The sequence below is a fragment of the Thalassospira sp. MCCC 1A01428 genome (genome assembly GCF_002115825.1).
Lineage (GTDB): Bacteria > Pseudomonadota > Alphaproteobacteria > Rhodospirillales > Thalassospiraceae > Thalassospira.
On sequence record NZ_JFJZ01000071.1, the window covers coordinates 1 to 14,991 of the forward strand.

Annotated in this window: 12 protein-coding genes; 3 read left to right on the top strand and 9 right to left on the bottom strand. The window is 52.1% G+C overall.

Translation table 11 applies throughout. The annotated features are described in order from the left end of the window. Positions 1-43: 43 nt before the first annotated feature. Together THS27_RS24560 and gltX are read right to left on the bottom strand one after the other, a co-directional pair. Positions 44-1,351 carry a citrate synthase gene (locus THS27_RS24560; RefSeq protein ID WP_085595425.1) on the bottom strand — a complete coding sequence of 436 codons (1,308 nt, stop codon included), beginning with the start codon at positions 1,349-1,351 and terminating at the stop codon, positions 44-46. 110 nt (positions 1,352-1,461) lie between these two features. Further along, complete coding sequence (gltX, locus tag THS27_RS24565) at positions 1,462-2,871, bottom strand: glutamate--tRNA ligase (protein WP_085595427.1); 1,410 nt, start codon at positions 2,869-2,871, stop codon at positions 1,462-1,464. 248 nt (positions 2,872-3,119) lie between these two features. On the opposite strand from gltX, the gene THS27_RS24570 reads away from it, so the two are divergent. After that, on the top strand, positions 3,120-5,120 hold the full coding sequence (locus THS27_RS24570; RefSeq protein WP_168185001.1) for a ComEC/Rec2 family competence protein: 2,001 nt from the start codon (positions 3,120-3,122) through the stop codon (positions 5,118-5,120). A 62-nt stretch (positions 5,121-5,182) separates the two neighbouring features. Here the strand turns inward: THS27_RS24570 and lexA are convergent, their stop codons facing one another. From lexA to THS27_RS24595, 5 genes are all read right to left on the bottom strand, one after another. Beyond that, entirely contained in the window at positions 5,183-5,896 is a 714-nt protein-coding gene (gene lexA / locus THS27_RS24575; RefSeq protein WP_085595431.1) for a transcriptional repressor LexA, read from the bottom strand. 183 nt (positions 5,897-6,079) lie between these two features. Next, complete coding sequence (gene moaC, locus THS27_RS24580) at positions 6,080-6,559, bottom strand: cyclic pyranopterin monophosphate synthase MoaC (protein ID WP_085595433.1); 480 nt, start codon at positions 6,557-6,559, stop codon at positions 6,080-6,082. Next, positions 6,556-7,353, bottom strand: coding sequence for an indole-3-glycerol phosphate synthase TrpC (gene trpC, locus THS27_RS24585; RefSeq protein WP_085595435.1), 798 nt, complete (start codon positions 7,351-7,353; stop codon positions 6,556-6,558). Before trpC ends, moaC begins: the two co-directional genes overlap by 4 nt. After that, positions 7,350-8,384, bottom strand: coding sequence for an anthranilate phosphoribosyltransferase (trpD, locus tag THS27_RS24590; protein WP_085595437.1), 1,035 nt, complete (start codon positions 8,382-8,384; stop codon positions 7,350-7,352). Before trpD ends, trpC begins: the two co-directional genes overlap by 4 nt. 33 nt (positions 8,385-8,417) lie before the next feature. Next, a complete protein-coding gene (locus THS27_RS24595) occupies positions 8,418-8,990 on the bottom strand; it encodes an aminodeoxychorismate/anthranilate synthase component II (RefSeq protein ID WP_085595439.1) in 573 nt (190 codons plus the stop codon). A 305-nt stretch (positions 8,991-9,295) separates the two neighbouring features. Between THS27_RS24595 and THS27_RS24600 the strand changes: the two genes are divergently transcribed. Next, positions 9,296-10,408, top strand: a complete 1,113-nt coding sequence (locus THS27_RS24600) for a divergent polysaccharide deacetylase family protein (protein ID WP_246833099.1) — start codon at positions 9,296-9,298, stop codon at positions 10,406-10,408. A gap of 93 nt (positions 10,409-10,501) precedes the next feature. On the opposite strand, the gene trpE is transcribed toward THS27_RS24600, so the two are convergent. Then, positions 10,502-11,998, bottom strand: a complete 1,497-nt coding sequence (gene trpE, locus THS27_RS24605) for an anthranilate synthase component I (RefSeq protein WP_085595441.1) — start codon at positions 11,996-11,998, stop codon at positions 10,502-10,504. Between the two features lie 90 nt (positions 11,999-12,088). Next, entirely contained in the window at positions 12,089-13,984 is a 1,896-nt protein-coding gene (locus THS27_RS24610; RefSeq protein WP_085595443.1) for a SurA N-terminal domain-containing protein, read from the bottom strand. A 327-nt stretch (positions 13,985-14,311) separates the two neighbouring features. On the opposite strand from THS27_RS24610, the gene tpiA reads away from it, so the two are divergent. Continuing rightward, positions 14,312-14,991, top strand: a 680-nt coding sequence (tpiA, locus tag THS27_RS24615) for a triose-phosphate isomerase (RefSeq protein WP_085595445.1), incomplete at its 3' end; no start/stop codon positions are given.

A 14,991-nucleotide genomic window follows, 5' to 3' on the forward strand; every position in this document is an offset into this window, starting at 1 on the left:
GGCCCGGATTTCTCCGGGCCTTTTTGTTTTATGAACGCCGCTATTAACGTGCGTCCACTTCTTTGAATTCGCGTTCCACATCGCCGGTGAACAGCTGACGCGGACGGCCGATTTTCTGAGAAGGATCTTCGATCATTTCTTTCCACTGGGCGATCCAGCCAACCGTACGGGCGACTGCGAACAGAACAGTGAACATGCTTTCAGGGATACCCATCGCTTTGAAAATGATGCCCGAATAGAAATCGACATTCGGGTACAATTTCTTTTCGACGAAATATTCGTCTTCGCGTGCGATGCGTTCAAGTTCCTGTGCAACGTCAAGAAGCGGATCCTGAACATTAAGTTCCTTAAGAACTTCATGGCAGGTCGCCTGCATAACCTTGGCGCGCGGGTCGTAGTTTTTATAAACCCGGTGACCAAAGCCCATCAGACGGAACGGATCGTTCTTGTCTTTGGCTTTGTTAACAAAATCAGGAATGTTTTTAACATCACCGATCTGGTTCAACATTTTCAGAACGGCTTCGTTCGCACCACCATGTGCCGGACCCCAAAGCGAGGCAATACCGGCAGCAATACATGCAAACGGGTTCGCGCCTGAAGAACCGGCCAAACGAACGGTCGAGGTCGACGCATTCTGTTCATGGTCAGCATGGAGGATCAGGATGCGATCCATTGCTTTGGCCAGAACCGGATTGACATTATATTTTTCGCACGGAACGCCAAACATCATTGCCAGGAAGTTTTCTGAATATGACAGGGCGTTGTTCGGATACTGGAACGGTTGACCGATCGAGTATTTATAGGCCATTGCCGCAATGGTCGGCATTTTTGCGATCAGGCGGTAAGCCGAAATCAGGCGCTGGTTCGGATCGCTGATGTCGGTGCTGTCATGATAAAACGCAGACATGGCACCGACAGACCCGCACATGATGGCCATCGGGTGGGCATCGCGGCGGAAGCCATTATAGAAATTGCGCATCTGCTCATGCACCATGGTGTGCATGGTGATGTCAGCGCTGAATTTGTCGCGTTCTGCCTTGTTGGGCAGTTCGCCGTAGATCAGCAGATAGCAAACTTCAAGGAAGTCAGCTTTTTCAGCCAGATCATCAATGGCGTAACCGCGATGGCGCAGAATACCCTTGTCACCGTCAATATAGGTGATGGTTGATTCACAGCTGCCAGTCGAGGTGAAGCCGGGGTCATAGGTGAAGTAACCGGTATCAGCATACAGTTTGCGGATATCAATGACCGACGGTCCAATATTTCCCTCAAGAACCGGAAGCTCATACGACTTGCCGTTGGAATTGTCGGTTAGCGTCACGGTATGGGAAGTCTTGGAATTTTGAGCCATGACTTTTTTCCTTCCCTGTTAACGAACATGGTTTTCGATTGGGTGCAGCATAATGCCGCAGCGCACAAAGCGCAAACAGACTAAAGTTTCCCGATGCTTTTTTGGTGCTGTTATGCCGCCTCAAATTTTTTAAGACGGTTCAGCGTTTCGGGTTTTCCGAGCACCTGCATTACTTCAAAAATGCCCGGTGAAGAATTGGAGCCTGTCAAAGCAGCGCGCAAGGGCTGGGCAACCTTGCCCAGTTTCAAGTCCTTGCTTTGTGCGATCTGCTTGACAACAGTCTCGATGGCTTCTTCGTGCCATGTATCGAGCCCGGCCAGGTCATTCGCTAATGCAGCAAATAATCCGGCGGGAGCCTCGTCGATCAATGACTGTGCCTTGTCATTGAAGGACAATACGCCGTCTGTGACATAGAAAGTGGCTGATTGAGCCAACTCGGTAAGGATCTTGGCTCTTTCTTTAAGGCCTGACATGCCCTTGATCAAGGTTTCTTTCTGCACTGCATCTAAATTGCGCACACCAAGTTCAGATGCAATGGCAGGTTCGATCAGATCCACAAGGCGAGCATTATCAGCCTGACGTATATAAATACCGTTCAGATTGGTCAGTTTTGCGAAGTCAAAGCGCGATGCACCCTTGCCGACATCGGCAATATCAAACCATTCAATGGCCTGTTCGGCAGAAATGACTTCATCATCGCCATGCCCCCACCCCAGACGCAGCAGATAGTTGTTGATAGCTTCGGGCAGAAAGCCCATTTCATCGCGATATGCTTCGATACCAAGGGCGCCATGCCGTTTGGACAGTTTGGCACCGTCAGGGCCGTGAATCAGCGGAATATGAGCGAATGTCGGGACATCCCAGCCCATAGCGTCATACAGCGCTTTTTGGCGAAAGGCATTGGTCAAGTGATCATCACCGCGAATAACATGGGTAATGCCCATGTCGTGGTCGTCGACCACAACAGAAAGCATATAGGTGGGGGTGCCATCGGCACGCAGGATGATATAGTCGTCGAGTTGGTCGTTCGCCACCCTTACTTCACCCTGAACCTGGTCGATAATAACCGAATCACCTTCCAATGGTGATTTGAGGCGCACGACAGGTTTAATACCTTCGGGGGCTTCGCTCGCATCACGATCACGCCAGCGGCCATCATATTTCATGGGCCGGCCTTCAGCGCGGGCTTTTTCACGCATTTCGGTCAGTTCAGCTGGCGAACTATAACAAAAATAGGCTTTGCCAGCTTCAACCAGGCTATGCGCAACTTCGGCGTGGCGCTCACGGCGGGCAAACTGCATGACCGGTTCTTCGTCAGCGTTCAGCCCAAGCCAGTCAAGGCCTGCAAAAATCGCCTCGACGGCTTCCGGGGTCGAGCGTTCCCGGTCGGTATCTTCGATCCGCAGCAAAAATTTGCCACCGGTATGTTTGGCATAAAGCCAGTTATAAAGGGCGGTACGTGCGCCGCCAATATGCAGGAACCCGGTCGGAGACGGGGCAAAACGGGTAACAACCGTCATTCGCTTTATCCGTTTTTTCTGGATGTTGTCGCTTATCGTTAAGACTTTTGGCGTGCACGCTATATCATATTCGGAATGCTGTTGCACCACAGCCGATGATAGATAAAAGCCCGAGGCACGCTATACTATTAAACATTCGTCGAATAAGATGGCGACAAATTACTTTTTTTCAAGGCTTTAAGGTTGTTTGTAATCATATTGCAACAGCACTGGCCGATGACCGTGAAAAGTGGATTTTGTCCTTTGCCATGTTCTTTGGGTTGGGGCAGGCGATATTTCTTTCGCTTCATGCGCGACCTTTTGCTGCGTATTTGGTCGCGGGCCTCATTGCATCAGCTTTTGGGTTGTGGCTGAGTCGGCAGCGCATTATTCCCTTTTTTACTGTTTTAATGCTGTTTGCGATATTTGCCGGCGCGTCCCTGGTGCAGTTCCATTTGTATCTGGTGCAGGCGCCGACTCTTAAAAAACCGGTTTATACTGCGTCGTTGATTGGTGCTATCGTGTCGGTCGAGCCCCGTGATGGGCGCACCAGACTGGTTATTGCACCGTCATTAATTGACGGTATAAAAAATGCGGATGTTCCGGCGAAAATACGGATTTCGTTGCAAGGTGCAATTCATGCTGTTCCCGGGGATATTTTTTCGGGCAAGGCAAAACTTTTTCCGCTTGGCGTGCCCGAAACACCTGGCGACCCGGATTTTGCACGTGCCCTTTATTTTGACGGGATCGGCGGTACCGGTTTTGCTCTTGGGCGCAATTATCAAATAGAACCGAAAAACAGGGCTGGCACCAGTCTGTTAGAAGCTACAGGACGGCTGCGCCTGGCCATCATGGCGCGTATTAATCAGACTCTGCCTGAGCTTCAAGCAGGGTTGGCTAATGCCATTCTGGTAGGGGAACGCGGCGGCGTGCCGCCGGAACTGGCGGAAGACTTGCGGAAATCGGGGCTGGCGCATTTGCTGGCGATTTCAGGCCTGCATATGGGTCTTTTATGCGGGGTCGTGTTTTTCGTGGCCCGACTGATGCTATCTATGATCCCCGCTATCGCATTGCGATATCCGATCAAAAAATGGTCGGCAGTGGCCGGTTTTATGGTTGGGGCGCTTTATTTGTTTTTGTCCGGGGCAACGGTGCCCACCCAGCGCGCCTTTGTGATGACGGCAATTGTTTTATTTGCCGTGCTGGTGGATCGGCGCGCCATATCGCTTCGTCTGGTGGCAATTGCGGCGCTGGTGGTTATGGTTGTGCGGCCTGACGCGGTATTGGGGGCTAGCTTTCAGTTGTCATTTGCGGCCGTTACAGTGCTGGTTGCCTTTTATCAGGGGCCAGGGGCCAAATGGATGGCGACAGGCAGGGATGTGGCCGCCTGGGAGCGGGCAGGGCGGTATTTTGGGTTGCTGCTGATTACCGGGGTCATGGTGACTGCAATTACGGCGCCGATTATCGGGTTTCATTTCGGGCGTGTTTCGTTGCTTGGTGTGTTGGCAAATCTGGTGGCGATCCCCCTGATGGCGTTATGGATTATGCCCTGCATTGTCGCGACGCTAGTTTTTATGCCCTTCGGGCTGGAGGTGGTGCCGCTAACAATATTATCTCCGGCGCTGGAGATTTTGATCCATCTGGCCCGCCTGGTTGCGGGGCAGGATTGGGGGCTTTGGTATGTGGCCCGGCCTTCGGCAATGGTGGTCGCCCCGATATTACTGGCTTTGCTTTGGGGGGTGATCTGGCGTAAATGGCCGGTTCGGGGATTGGCAATGGTGCCGGTGCTGGGGGCGATTGGCACAATGTTTTTTGTATACCAGCCAGATATTCTGGTCGGGGGCAGTCAAAAGGACTGGGTTATCCATAATCCTGTGAACGGCACACTGGTTTTTAATGGTAAAATCAGCAGCTTCCATCGCAGTATCTGGATGTCACGTTTCGGTATTAATCCTTCAAAGGCAGTGATGCAAACAGATCGCTGTGGGGAATCCGTTTGCTGGTTTGAACGAAATGGACAAAGGATTGTCATTGCCGAGACAATTGACGATCCTTTTTATATTTGCCGACATGCAGACATTATTGTGGTCCTGAAGCAAGATTTTCCGAAAGGAGCCTGCAAAACACGACCCTTGATTATTGATGATGATGTTTTGTGGTGGCAAGGTGGAGCTGCCGCCTTTTTACCGGTAAAAGGCGAGCCAGCAACGTATAGAACAGTTCGTGACACAAGCGGTTATTGGCCCTGGATCAGCATTGGCGGACGTTAACTTGCCGTTCCTTTGCGAGAAAAAGGCATGCCTGTAAACTGGTTGCGCGGGTAGATTACCCCTTAATATTGGCGTAAAAGACCAACAAGGCGGCCCTGAATTTGTACGCGGTCCGGTGTTAACGAACGGGTTTCGTAACGCGCGTTGGCAGGCTCAAGCAGAATTTGCCCCAAACCGCGTTTAAACCGTTTAAGCGTGGCTTCGCTGTCATCAACCAATGCGACAACAATGGTACCATCGTTGGCCTGTTCACAGCGCTGAATTAGAACAGTATCACCGTCAAGAATGCCGGCTTCGATCATTGAGTCACCCGAAACTTCAAGCGCATAATGTTCGCCTGTTCCCAAAAGGGCGGCAGGCACCTGAACATGTGTGCTTTGATCACGCAGGGCTTCGATCGGCGTGCCTGCAGCAATACGGCCAAATAACGGAAGAGAGACACTTTCCTGTATTTCGGAAAAGGCCGATGGCACCATGGCAGGCCGATGAGTGGTTTTGCGCGCCGATGTTATTGGCGTAACACGGGCTGTGGTGGCTGTTGCGGGTGCATCGTCGTCATTATTGTCGGGCAGGCGAAGAACTTCAAGGGCGCGCGCGCGATGTGCAAGCCGGCGGATAAAACCGCGTTCTTCAAGGCCGGTGATCAAACGATGAATGCCCGATTTGGATTTAAGGCTTAGCGCTTCTTTCATCTCGTCGAATGATGGCGAGATACCATGATCGCGAAGATGATTGTCGATATAGACCAGCAATTCATATTGCTTGCGCGTCAGCATGGCGTTTTCCCGAACCCAAATAAGAACAAATCGAATACGTTAATGTTCTACTTTGGTTCCGGTTTGGGGTCAAGCATCTAACGTGCTCTCATACCTTTTCCACACGTTTTATGTGGTTAAAGGCAGCGAAATGACTTTTCCGGGCCAAATGCGCTTAATGCTTGCTACCGGGGAAGGTGGCAATCAGTCTGCGATAAAGGTGCCTGATTTACCACCTTCTTTGTAAACCACCCGAATGTTGGTGAGCTGCATGGTTTTATCAACGGCTTTGCACATGTCAAAAACGGTAAGGGCGGTGATCGAAACCGCTGTCAGGGCCTCCATTTCAACGCCTGTGCGGCCTGATGTTTTACAGGTTGCCGTAATATCAACAGCACTTTCATGTTCGGCCAAAGCTAGCGTAACTAAAACCGAGTCCAGGGGCAGGGGATGGCACAGCGGAATAAGATCCGCGGTGCGTTTTGCCCCCATTATTCCGGCAAGCTGGGAAATGGCGAGGACATCACCCTTTTTATGGCCATGGCGTGCAATCAGATCAGCAGTTGCCTGTTGCATGGTAACGCGACCTTTGGCCGTTGCTGTGCGGGTTGTTACGTCCTTTGCGGAAACATCCACCATCACGGCATTACCGCCATCGTCAAAGTGGGTTAGTTTGTTCGTCATGCCGGTTTTGCCAAAAGGGTTTGGGTTGCAAGTTTGACATCATCCTGGCGCATCAGGCTTTCGCCAATAAGAAAGCATTTTGCCCCGACTTTGCCCATGCGGGCCAGATCGTCCGGGGTGAAAATTCCGCTCTCGGCAACCAGTAACCGGTCTTTGTCTACCATCGCAGCCAGTTGTTCGGTTGTGGTAAGGGATACTTCCAAAGTCTTTAAATTTCGGTTGTTTATGCCGATAAGTTTTGATTTTAGGTTAAGGGCGCGTTCAAGTTCCGGTGCGTTATGAACCTCGATCAAAACATCCATTCCCAACTGATGGGCCTGGTCTTCAAGCTCGGCTGCTTGTGTATCATCAAGGGCGGCCATGATCAGCAAAATGCAGTCTGCGCCCAGCGCGCGGGCTTCGGTAACCTGATAGGGATCAATCATGAAATCCTTGCGCAGAACAGGTAGGTCGACGGCAGCACGTGCTGCGACCAGATAGGCATCCTCCCCTTGAAAATAGGGAATATCGGTTAGGACAGACAGGCAGCTTGCCCCGCCAGCCTGATAGGCCTGGGCAAGGGCGGGCGGATTAAAATCTTCGCGGATCAGGCCTTTTGACGGGGATGCTTTTTTTATTTCCGCAATCAGTCCATAACGACCTGCGGCAATTGACGCCTCGAGCGATGCAATAAAACCGCGCGGCGCGGATTGTGCGGCGGCAGCGGCTTCAAGCGTGGAAAGCGGCATTTTGGCTTTACAGGCTGCAACGTGATCGCGTTTGTCGTTACAGATACGGTCGAGAACATCGCTCATGCCGCGTTTCCTTCGTTCGAGATTTTCACAAGCAGTTCCAGCGTTTGCGCGGCCTTGCCGTTGTCAATTGCCGCGCGGGCCTGTGCAATGCCATCGGCAAGGTCTTTGGCTTTGCCGGTCACAACAAGGGCTGCCGCCGCGTTTAACAGCACAATGTCGCGATAGGCATTTTTTTGCCCGGCCAGTAAATTGCGAATGGCGGCAGCATTTGTTTCGGCATCCCCACCTTTAAGGTCATCAAGCGAGGCAGGGGCGATGCCATAATCAGCCGGATCAATGTCAAAAGTTGTAACCTTGCCGTCCTTGACTTCGGCGACAAAGGTTGGTCCGGTGACTGAAATTTCGTCAAGCCCGCTATCGCCATGCACCACCCATGCATGTTCCGAACCCAGGCGATTCAGCACATGGGCAATCGGCTCTACCCAGTCCCGGGCGAAAACGCCAATCACCTGATGTTTTGTTTTGGCCGGGTTGGCCAAGGGGCCTAGCAGGTTAAAAACGGTACGGGTCCCCATTTCCACCCGGGTTGGCATCACATGACGCACGGCTGAATGGTGGCGAGGGGCCATCATGAAGCAAAGATTGATTTCCTTCAGCGATTTTTCCAGAAGGCTCATATCGGCATCCAGATTAACCCCCAATGCAGCCAATACATCGGCCGAGCCGGACTTGGAAGAGGCCGCCCGGTTGCCATGTTTGGCAACTTTGGCGCCGCAAGCGGCAGCTACAATTGCCGCACCTGTCGATATGTTATAGGTGCCGCTACCGTCGCCACCGGTGCCACAGGTGTCGACCGCATCGGGGGCAGCAGTTAAGCCGGTGGCCTTGGCGCGCATGACACGGGCCGCCCCGGTGATTTCATCAATGGTTTCGCCGCGCAGCCGCAATGCCATTAAAAACGCCCCCATCTGCGACGGTGTTGCCTGACCTGACATTAAAACGTCAAAGGCTTGTTCGGCTTCCTGCTCGCTTAGGGTGGCGCCAGTGGCAACTTTGGCCAGTGTCGGTTTGAGATCATGTTCCGTTGACATGGAATGTTCCCTTTTTTGTTGGCGCCGAACACTTCAGGCGGCGGAGAAATCAATAAAATTTTTCAAAAGTTCGTGGCCATGCTCGGACGCGATGCTTTCAGGGTGGAATTGAACACCGTGAATTTCATGATCGCGATGGCGCATTCCCATAATTAATCCATCCGCACTTTCGGCGGTAATTTCCAGGCAATCAGGTAATGTCGCCCGGTCAACAACCAGCGAGTGGTAACGTGTTGCAATAACTGGCGAAGGCAAGCCTTTGAAAACACTGGATCCAGTGTGGATCATTCCATCGGTTTTGCCATGCATACATTGGGGCGCACGTACAACGTCGCCGCCAAATGCTGCGCCAATGGCCTGATGGCCAAGGCAAACACCCAACAGTTTTATCTGCCCGGCTGCCTGTTTGATCAGCTCGACACAGATGCCCGCCTGCTGCGGGTCACATGGGCCGGGGGAAATCACAATTCCTTCCGGGCGCAAGGCAAGGGCATCGGCAACGCTGATTTCATCGTTGCGGACCACTTTGACCTCAGGGCCAAGTTCACGTAAAAAATGCCACAAATTAAATGTGAAGCTGTCATAATTGTCGATGAGCAGATACATCGTGGTCCCGGGACTTCCTGTGTTTCAGACCGGGCGAGAATAAACGGCATTGCCGCTACGTCAAGCGATAGCGGTATGGATTTTCGGCCTTTAACAGGCTGCTAACCACAGATCAGGTAAGAATACCCCGCCAGGATCGATCTGGTAGCTCGTTTGCCTTATCACAGGCAGACGTGCTTTGCGTTATTATGGGCATCAAGACCCGAAATTTCATGGATTGGAGATACGGCGTGGCACGGCGCTCAACACCGGCAAAAAAGAAAAAGCCAGCGACACGTGGCAAAGCACAAACCCGGAAGAAAACGGTGAAAAAGCCCGGCGGTTTTCGACGGCTTATGTTAGGGGCCGCGATGGTGGCCGGAGCTGTTTCAGCAATGATTGCCGCAGGCAGTATGCTGGAGCTTGACCGCGCAGCCCACAAGGCGGTGAGTGATTTGTCGTCAGGGTCGTCGACACAACCGAATCCACCGGAACGGCAGACATCAAAGCCGCCAAAAATGGATTTTTCCAAGGGATATGATGCACCAAACCGGCCCGGATATATGGTGGAAAGAACGCCGGAGGACATTGATAAAACCGAACCGGATGCCTTGCCGCAGCCCAGGCCTAATCCGTCGCCAAATGTTGGATCAATACCAAAGCTTAATCCTGAACCTTTGCCGCATGCAGAACCGCCGGCGAACACCGAACTGGCATGGCAAAAATTTGCCACTCATGTACCCGATACCGGTTCCGCACCAGTTATTGCGATTGTCATAGATGACGCAGGGATCGATAAACTGAGAACCGAACGAGCGGCAGAGTTGCCGGGGCCAATTACGATTTCATATTTACCTTATGCAACCCATTTGCCTGAACAGGTGGCAACTGCGCGCAAACGCGGCCATGAAATTTTGCTGCATATGCCAATGGAACCGACATCACGAACGGTTGATCCGGGGCCGCACGCACTTTTAACCAGCTATGACAAGGTCGCGATCCTGAACGAAATGACATGGATGCTGGACCGTTTTACCGGTTATGTTGGCGTTAACAACCATATGGGCAGTAAATTTACGTCGGACCCTGAACGCATGGCCGTTGTCATGCAGGTAATGAAATCGCGAGGGTTAATGTTTTTAGACTCGCGGACAAGCGCAAAATCCGTTGGGTATCAGGAAGCCGGGAAATACAGCGTTCCTGCTATTGAGCGCGATGTGTTTATTGATGATGCCGATGATGCCGGCAAAATTTCGGCAATGCTGGATCGTGTTGAACATGTTGCCAGCAAACGTGGCTATGCCGTTGCCATTGGTCATCCTCGTGATCTGACGCTGGAAGCCTTGACCAAATGGATTCCCAAAATGCAGGCCGCAGGGTTTGTCTTTGTGCCGGCCACCGATATTGTTCGTCGTACAGGTGTTAAAGTGACGGGCTGACAGCACAGTTTGGTTTTTAACAGCTGAGCAAATAAAAAACGGGAGCCGCAAAAAGGGGGCTCCCGTTTTGGTTTTTCAGGCTTTTTTCAAGGGTCAGGCAAATCGATGGGCCTCGCGGCACGCGGCCATCAGGGCTCCGGCCTTGTTTCGGCATTCCTGATGTTCCATGTCGGGTTTGCTATCAACAACAATCCCTGCACCGGCCTGAATATGGATCACTTCATCCTTGATGACGGCGGTGCGAAGGGCAATGCAGGTATCCATTGATCCATCAGCCGAAATATAACCGATACATCCGGCATAAATGCCACGTCGCACCGGCTCCAGCTCATCAATGATTTCCATGGCCCGGACTTTGGGCGCGCCGGAAACGGTACCAGCCGGAAATCCTGCTTTCAGGGCATCCATCGCATCATATTGCGGGTCTATCTGGCCGACCACGTTTGAAACAATATGCATGACATGGGAATAATATTCGATGGTTTCGCGGTCGGTAACACGGACGGTGCCCGGTTTTGACACCCGGCCCACATCATTGCGCCCCAGATCCAGCAGCATCAGGTGTTCGGACCGTTCCTTGGGGTCGTCAAGCAGGTCTTTGGCCAGCGCTTTGTCTTCTTCGGAGTTTTTGCCGCGTTTGCGGGTGCCGGCAATAGGGCGAATGGTGACTTCCCCATCGCGCAGGCGGACAAGAATTTCCGGGCTGGCACCCACCACCTGAAAACCGCCTATATCAAGATAGAACATGAAGGGCGAGGGGTTAATGCGTCGCAACGCACGGTAAAACGCAAAGGGCGGCAATTGATAGGGCAGGGAATAGCGTTGTGACAGAACGACCTGAAAAATGTCGCCAGCCCGGATATATTCCTTGGCCTTTTCGACCATGTCGTAATAACCGGCTTCATCAACGCTTACTTGCGGTTCAGGCAGATCCTGAGGAACGGTGCGGGATCGGCGGTCGATAAACAGATTACGCTGAAAGTGCTGCACTACATCGTTTAGACGCGCACATGCCAGGTCATAGGCTGCGGCGGCATCAATACCGGATTCCGGGCGTACAGGCGTTACCACTGTGACAGTATCAGCAATGGTGTCAAAGCTGGCTGTGACGGTCGGGCGGATGAAAATTCCGTCTGGAACATCAAGATTATCAGGGTTGTTGTCGGGCAGCTTTTCCATCAGTCGAACGGTGTCATAGCCCATATAACCAACCAGGCCTGCGCTCATGGGGGGTAAATGATCGGGCAGGTTGATATGGCTTTCGGAAATCAGGGATTTCAGGGCATCCAGCGGTTTTTCGTCCTGGGCAATAAAGGCATCCGCATCTGCCATAACCCGGCGGTTGATTTCTGCCTTGTCCCCAAAGCACCGCCAGATCAGGTCCGGTTTGAAACCGATAAACGAATAGCGGCCACGGCTGGCGCCGCCTTCAACCGATTCAAGTAAATAGGTATTGGGAAGGCCTTCGGCCAATTTCAGAAATGCTGATACCGGCGTGTCAAGATCGGCGGTAAGGGATGTGTAAACAACCTGCGCAATGCCATTTTCATGGTTGCGGGTAAAGCTTGCGAAATCCGGTTTGATGTCCATGACGCAATCCGATCAAAACCAAACGTAAAAGTAACTGGAATGAAAAAAGGGCGATCCGGTTACCGGATCGCCCCACATAGGTTGTCCTGCCTAGTTGGCTGGGGCGTTTTGGGCATACAGCCCGTTTACAACGCCATTATTCAGGCTGATGGAAATGTCATCGCGCAAATAATCCAGATATTGCGAAACGATATCCTGATCCAGGCTGTCTTGCAGTTCCGAAACAATCGGGTCGTCTTTGCCAGTGGTGTCACCGGCAGGTTTGATGGTGTCGAGAACAACAACCGAAACACCGTTTTGCCCGACAACCGACTGTGCCTTGCCCTGTGCAAGGTTAAACAGCGCACCGGCAATGGCGGGGTTGGCATCGGCCGACAAACCACGACCATCGCGTTTGGTCATGCCGGTATCGTCGATGCTGTTATCAAGTTCGGCAGCAATGTCATCAATTTTTGCCCCCTGATCATTGATACGGGCGGCAAGGGCATCGGCTTTTTCGCCCAGCAGGCGTTGTTTTTCGTCAGCCTTCCAGGCCGTTTCAACGGCATCGCGCACGTCGTCGAACGGTTGCACTGCTGACGGGGTAACCTTGGTTACGCTGACGACATAACGGTTGCCATTCTGGGTTTCTTCCAGAAAGCTTTCGTCGCCTTCGTTCAATTCGTAAATTTTCGAATTGATTTCCTTACTGTCAACAATGCCCTGTCCCAGATCCTGACCTTTTTTAATGTCGGTAAGGGTAAATAGCTGCGCATTCACTTTTGCTGCGGCATCTTTTAAGGACGTACCCGCACCCAACTCATCGTCAAGCTGGGCAGCAATATCAAAAATCTGATCTTCGGCTTTTTGGCGTTTTACGCCATTTTCAACCTGTTCGCGAACTTCATCCAGGCTTTGTTCGTGGGCCGGGGTGATTGATGTTACGCGCATGATGTGCCAGCCAAGCGCCGTTTCAACCGGTTCGGAATACCCACCTTCAGGCAAGCCAAACACTGTATCGCGCAGATCAGGAAGCATGTTGTCTTTGGTGAATTCGCCAAGTTTGACAACCGATTCTTTCATGCCTGCCTGCTCGGTTGCGACTTTCATAAAGTCTTCGCCGCCCTGAAGTGCTTTATAGGCTTCCGATGCACTTTCCTTGTCGTTCGGCGCAAACAGAATTTGTTCTACGGCACGTTTTTCCGGGGTTTGAAACTCGCCAATGCGCTGGTTATAGGCATCAAGCACTTCGTCGTCGGTAACGTCCATAGTCTGTGCAAGGTGATCAACCGTCAACAAGGCCAGTGTCGCGTTACGGGTTTCCGGGGCGGTAAACTGGTCGCTATGATCGTCATGAAATTTTTTCAAAACATCGTCAGACGGGGTTTCTATTGCGGCAATGTCATCATCGCCCAACGTAATGAAACGTCCGCTGCGGTCTTCATTGCGATAGGCCGCAATGGCTTTAACCAACGGTGACGGCGGGGTGCTGGCGGCGCTCAGGCTACCAACAACCTGCTGGCTCATCAGGTCACTTCGCATGCCTTCGATGAATTCCGGCTCGCTATATCCGTTTTGATACAGGATTTGCAGGAATTTTTGACGGTCAAACTGGCCGGTCGTTTCATCCTTAAAACTTTTATTATTGAAAATGTTGTCGCGAACTTTGTCATCGCTAATACCGATGCCCATGTCCCTTGCATTTTCTTCCAGCAGTTTTTGAGACACCAGACCTTGAACCGTATTGTTCAGAAGGCCCATCTGAATGGCTTGCTGCTGATCAAAGCCAGGGCCGAAAACCCGGCGCATTTTATCGATATTGCGTTTGAAGGCGCGGTCCAGTTCGGCAGGACTGATAGACTGGCTGCCGACTTCGGCGACTTCGCGGGAATTGCCAAGGCTCAACATCGAGGCATTAAGCCCCCATGCGACAAAGCTGATCGCGATGATGCCAAACAGAACTTTGGCAAAGATGGATTTCGAAAATGTGCGAATGCCAGATAGCATATTCAGTAGCCTAACAATTCGTTGCGTCGGACCGGCGCCAGTTGGCCGGCAACTTTTCATGCCAAAACGGTCCCGGTAACCGGGAAAAACCGTGCGGATCGGTGGCGCATCTTAATGGGGAGAGGATAGGGCGGCAACACCCGATTGCATAAGCCGTTTCAATTGCTGTGGCAAGGGCCTCCAACCGGGGTTGGCCCGGATGTTCTCACATGCTAAAACACGGGCAGGAAACGTTTTATAACTCTTCGGTTCTGATGTTGCGAATAAGGCGTCCGTCACATAATACCGGGCTTTGTCGCATCACCGGTTAAAAAAAGGAAAAATTCAATGCCAGGTCGTCGTCCATTAATTGCCGGTAACTGGAAAATGAACTGCTTGCGTGCTGATGGTTTGGCGCTGGCCAGTGGCCTTGCAGCAAAATTGTCGTCTGCTGCGCAAAAACCGGTTTGCGATATATTATTGTGTCCGCCGGCTACCTTGCTGGCTGACGTGGTGGGAGTCCTTGGTCATTGTGATATTCATGCGGGCGGGCAGGATTGCCATTTTGACAAAAATGGCGCGCATACTGGTGATATCGCTGCATCCATGCTGGCCGACATTGGTGCCAGCCATGTTATTTTGGGCCATTCGGAACGTCGTGCCGATCACGGTGAAAGCTCAACCGTCATCCGTCAGAAAACCATTGCCGCCCATGATGCCGGGCTGATTGCTGTTGTTTGTGTGGGCGAAACGGAGCAGGAACGCGACCTTGGAGCGGCCATTTCTGTTGTGTGCGGCCAGATGGATGTTTCCTTGCCCAAGGGGGCAAATGCCGAAAATACCGTAATAGCCTATGAACCAGTTTGGGCCATTGGTACCGGACGGACGGCGGCTGTCGAAGATGTTGCCGAAATGCACGCCGCCATTCGACGCAAGCTAAAAGAACGTTTTGGCGACGCCGATGGTTTTCGTATTCTTTACGGTGGTTCTGTTAAACCGTCCAATGCGGCCGAATTGCTGGCGGTTGA

Bases quoted from the DNA above. Each gene is read 5' to 3' on its own strand.
- moaC (WP_085595433.1), bottom strand. From the start codon at position 6,559: ATGACGAACAAACTAACCCACTTTGACGATGGCGGTAATGCCGTGATG.
- THS27_RS24560 (WP_085595425.1), bottom strand. From the start codon at position 1,351: ATGGCTCAAAATTCCAAGACTTCCCATACCGTGACGCTAACCGACAAT.
- lexA (WP_085595431.1), bottom strand. From the start codon at position 5,896: ATGCTGACGCGCAAGCAATATGAATTGCTGGTCTATATCGACAATCAT.
- THS27_RS24570 (WP_168185001.1), top strand. From the start codon at position 3,120: ATGTTCTTTGGGTTGGGGCAGGCGATATTTCTTTCGCTTCATGCGCGA.
- THS27_RS24595 (WP_085595439.1), bottom strand. From the start codon at position 8,990: ATGTATCTGCTCATCGACAATTATGACAGCTTCACATTTAATTTGTGG.
- trpC (WP_085595435.1), bottom strand. From the start codon at position 7,353: ATGAGCGATGTTCTCGACCGTATCTGTAACGACAAACGCGATCACGTT.
- gltX (WP_085595427.1), bottom strand. From the start codon at position 2,871: ATGACGGTTGTTACCCGTTTTGCCCCGTCTCCGACCGGGTTCCTGCAT.
- trpE (WP_085595441.1), bottom strand. From the start codon at position 11,998: ATGGACATCAAACCGGATTTCGCAAGCTTTACCCGCAACCATGAAAAT.
- THS27_RS24610 (WP_085595443.1), bottom strand. From the start codon at position 13,984: ATGCTATCTGGCATTCGCACATTTTCGAAATCCATCTTTGCCAAAGTT.
- trpD (WP_085595437.1), bottom strand. From the start codon at position 8,384: ATGTCAACGGAACATGATCTCAAACCGACACTGGCCAAAGTTGCCACT.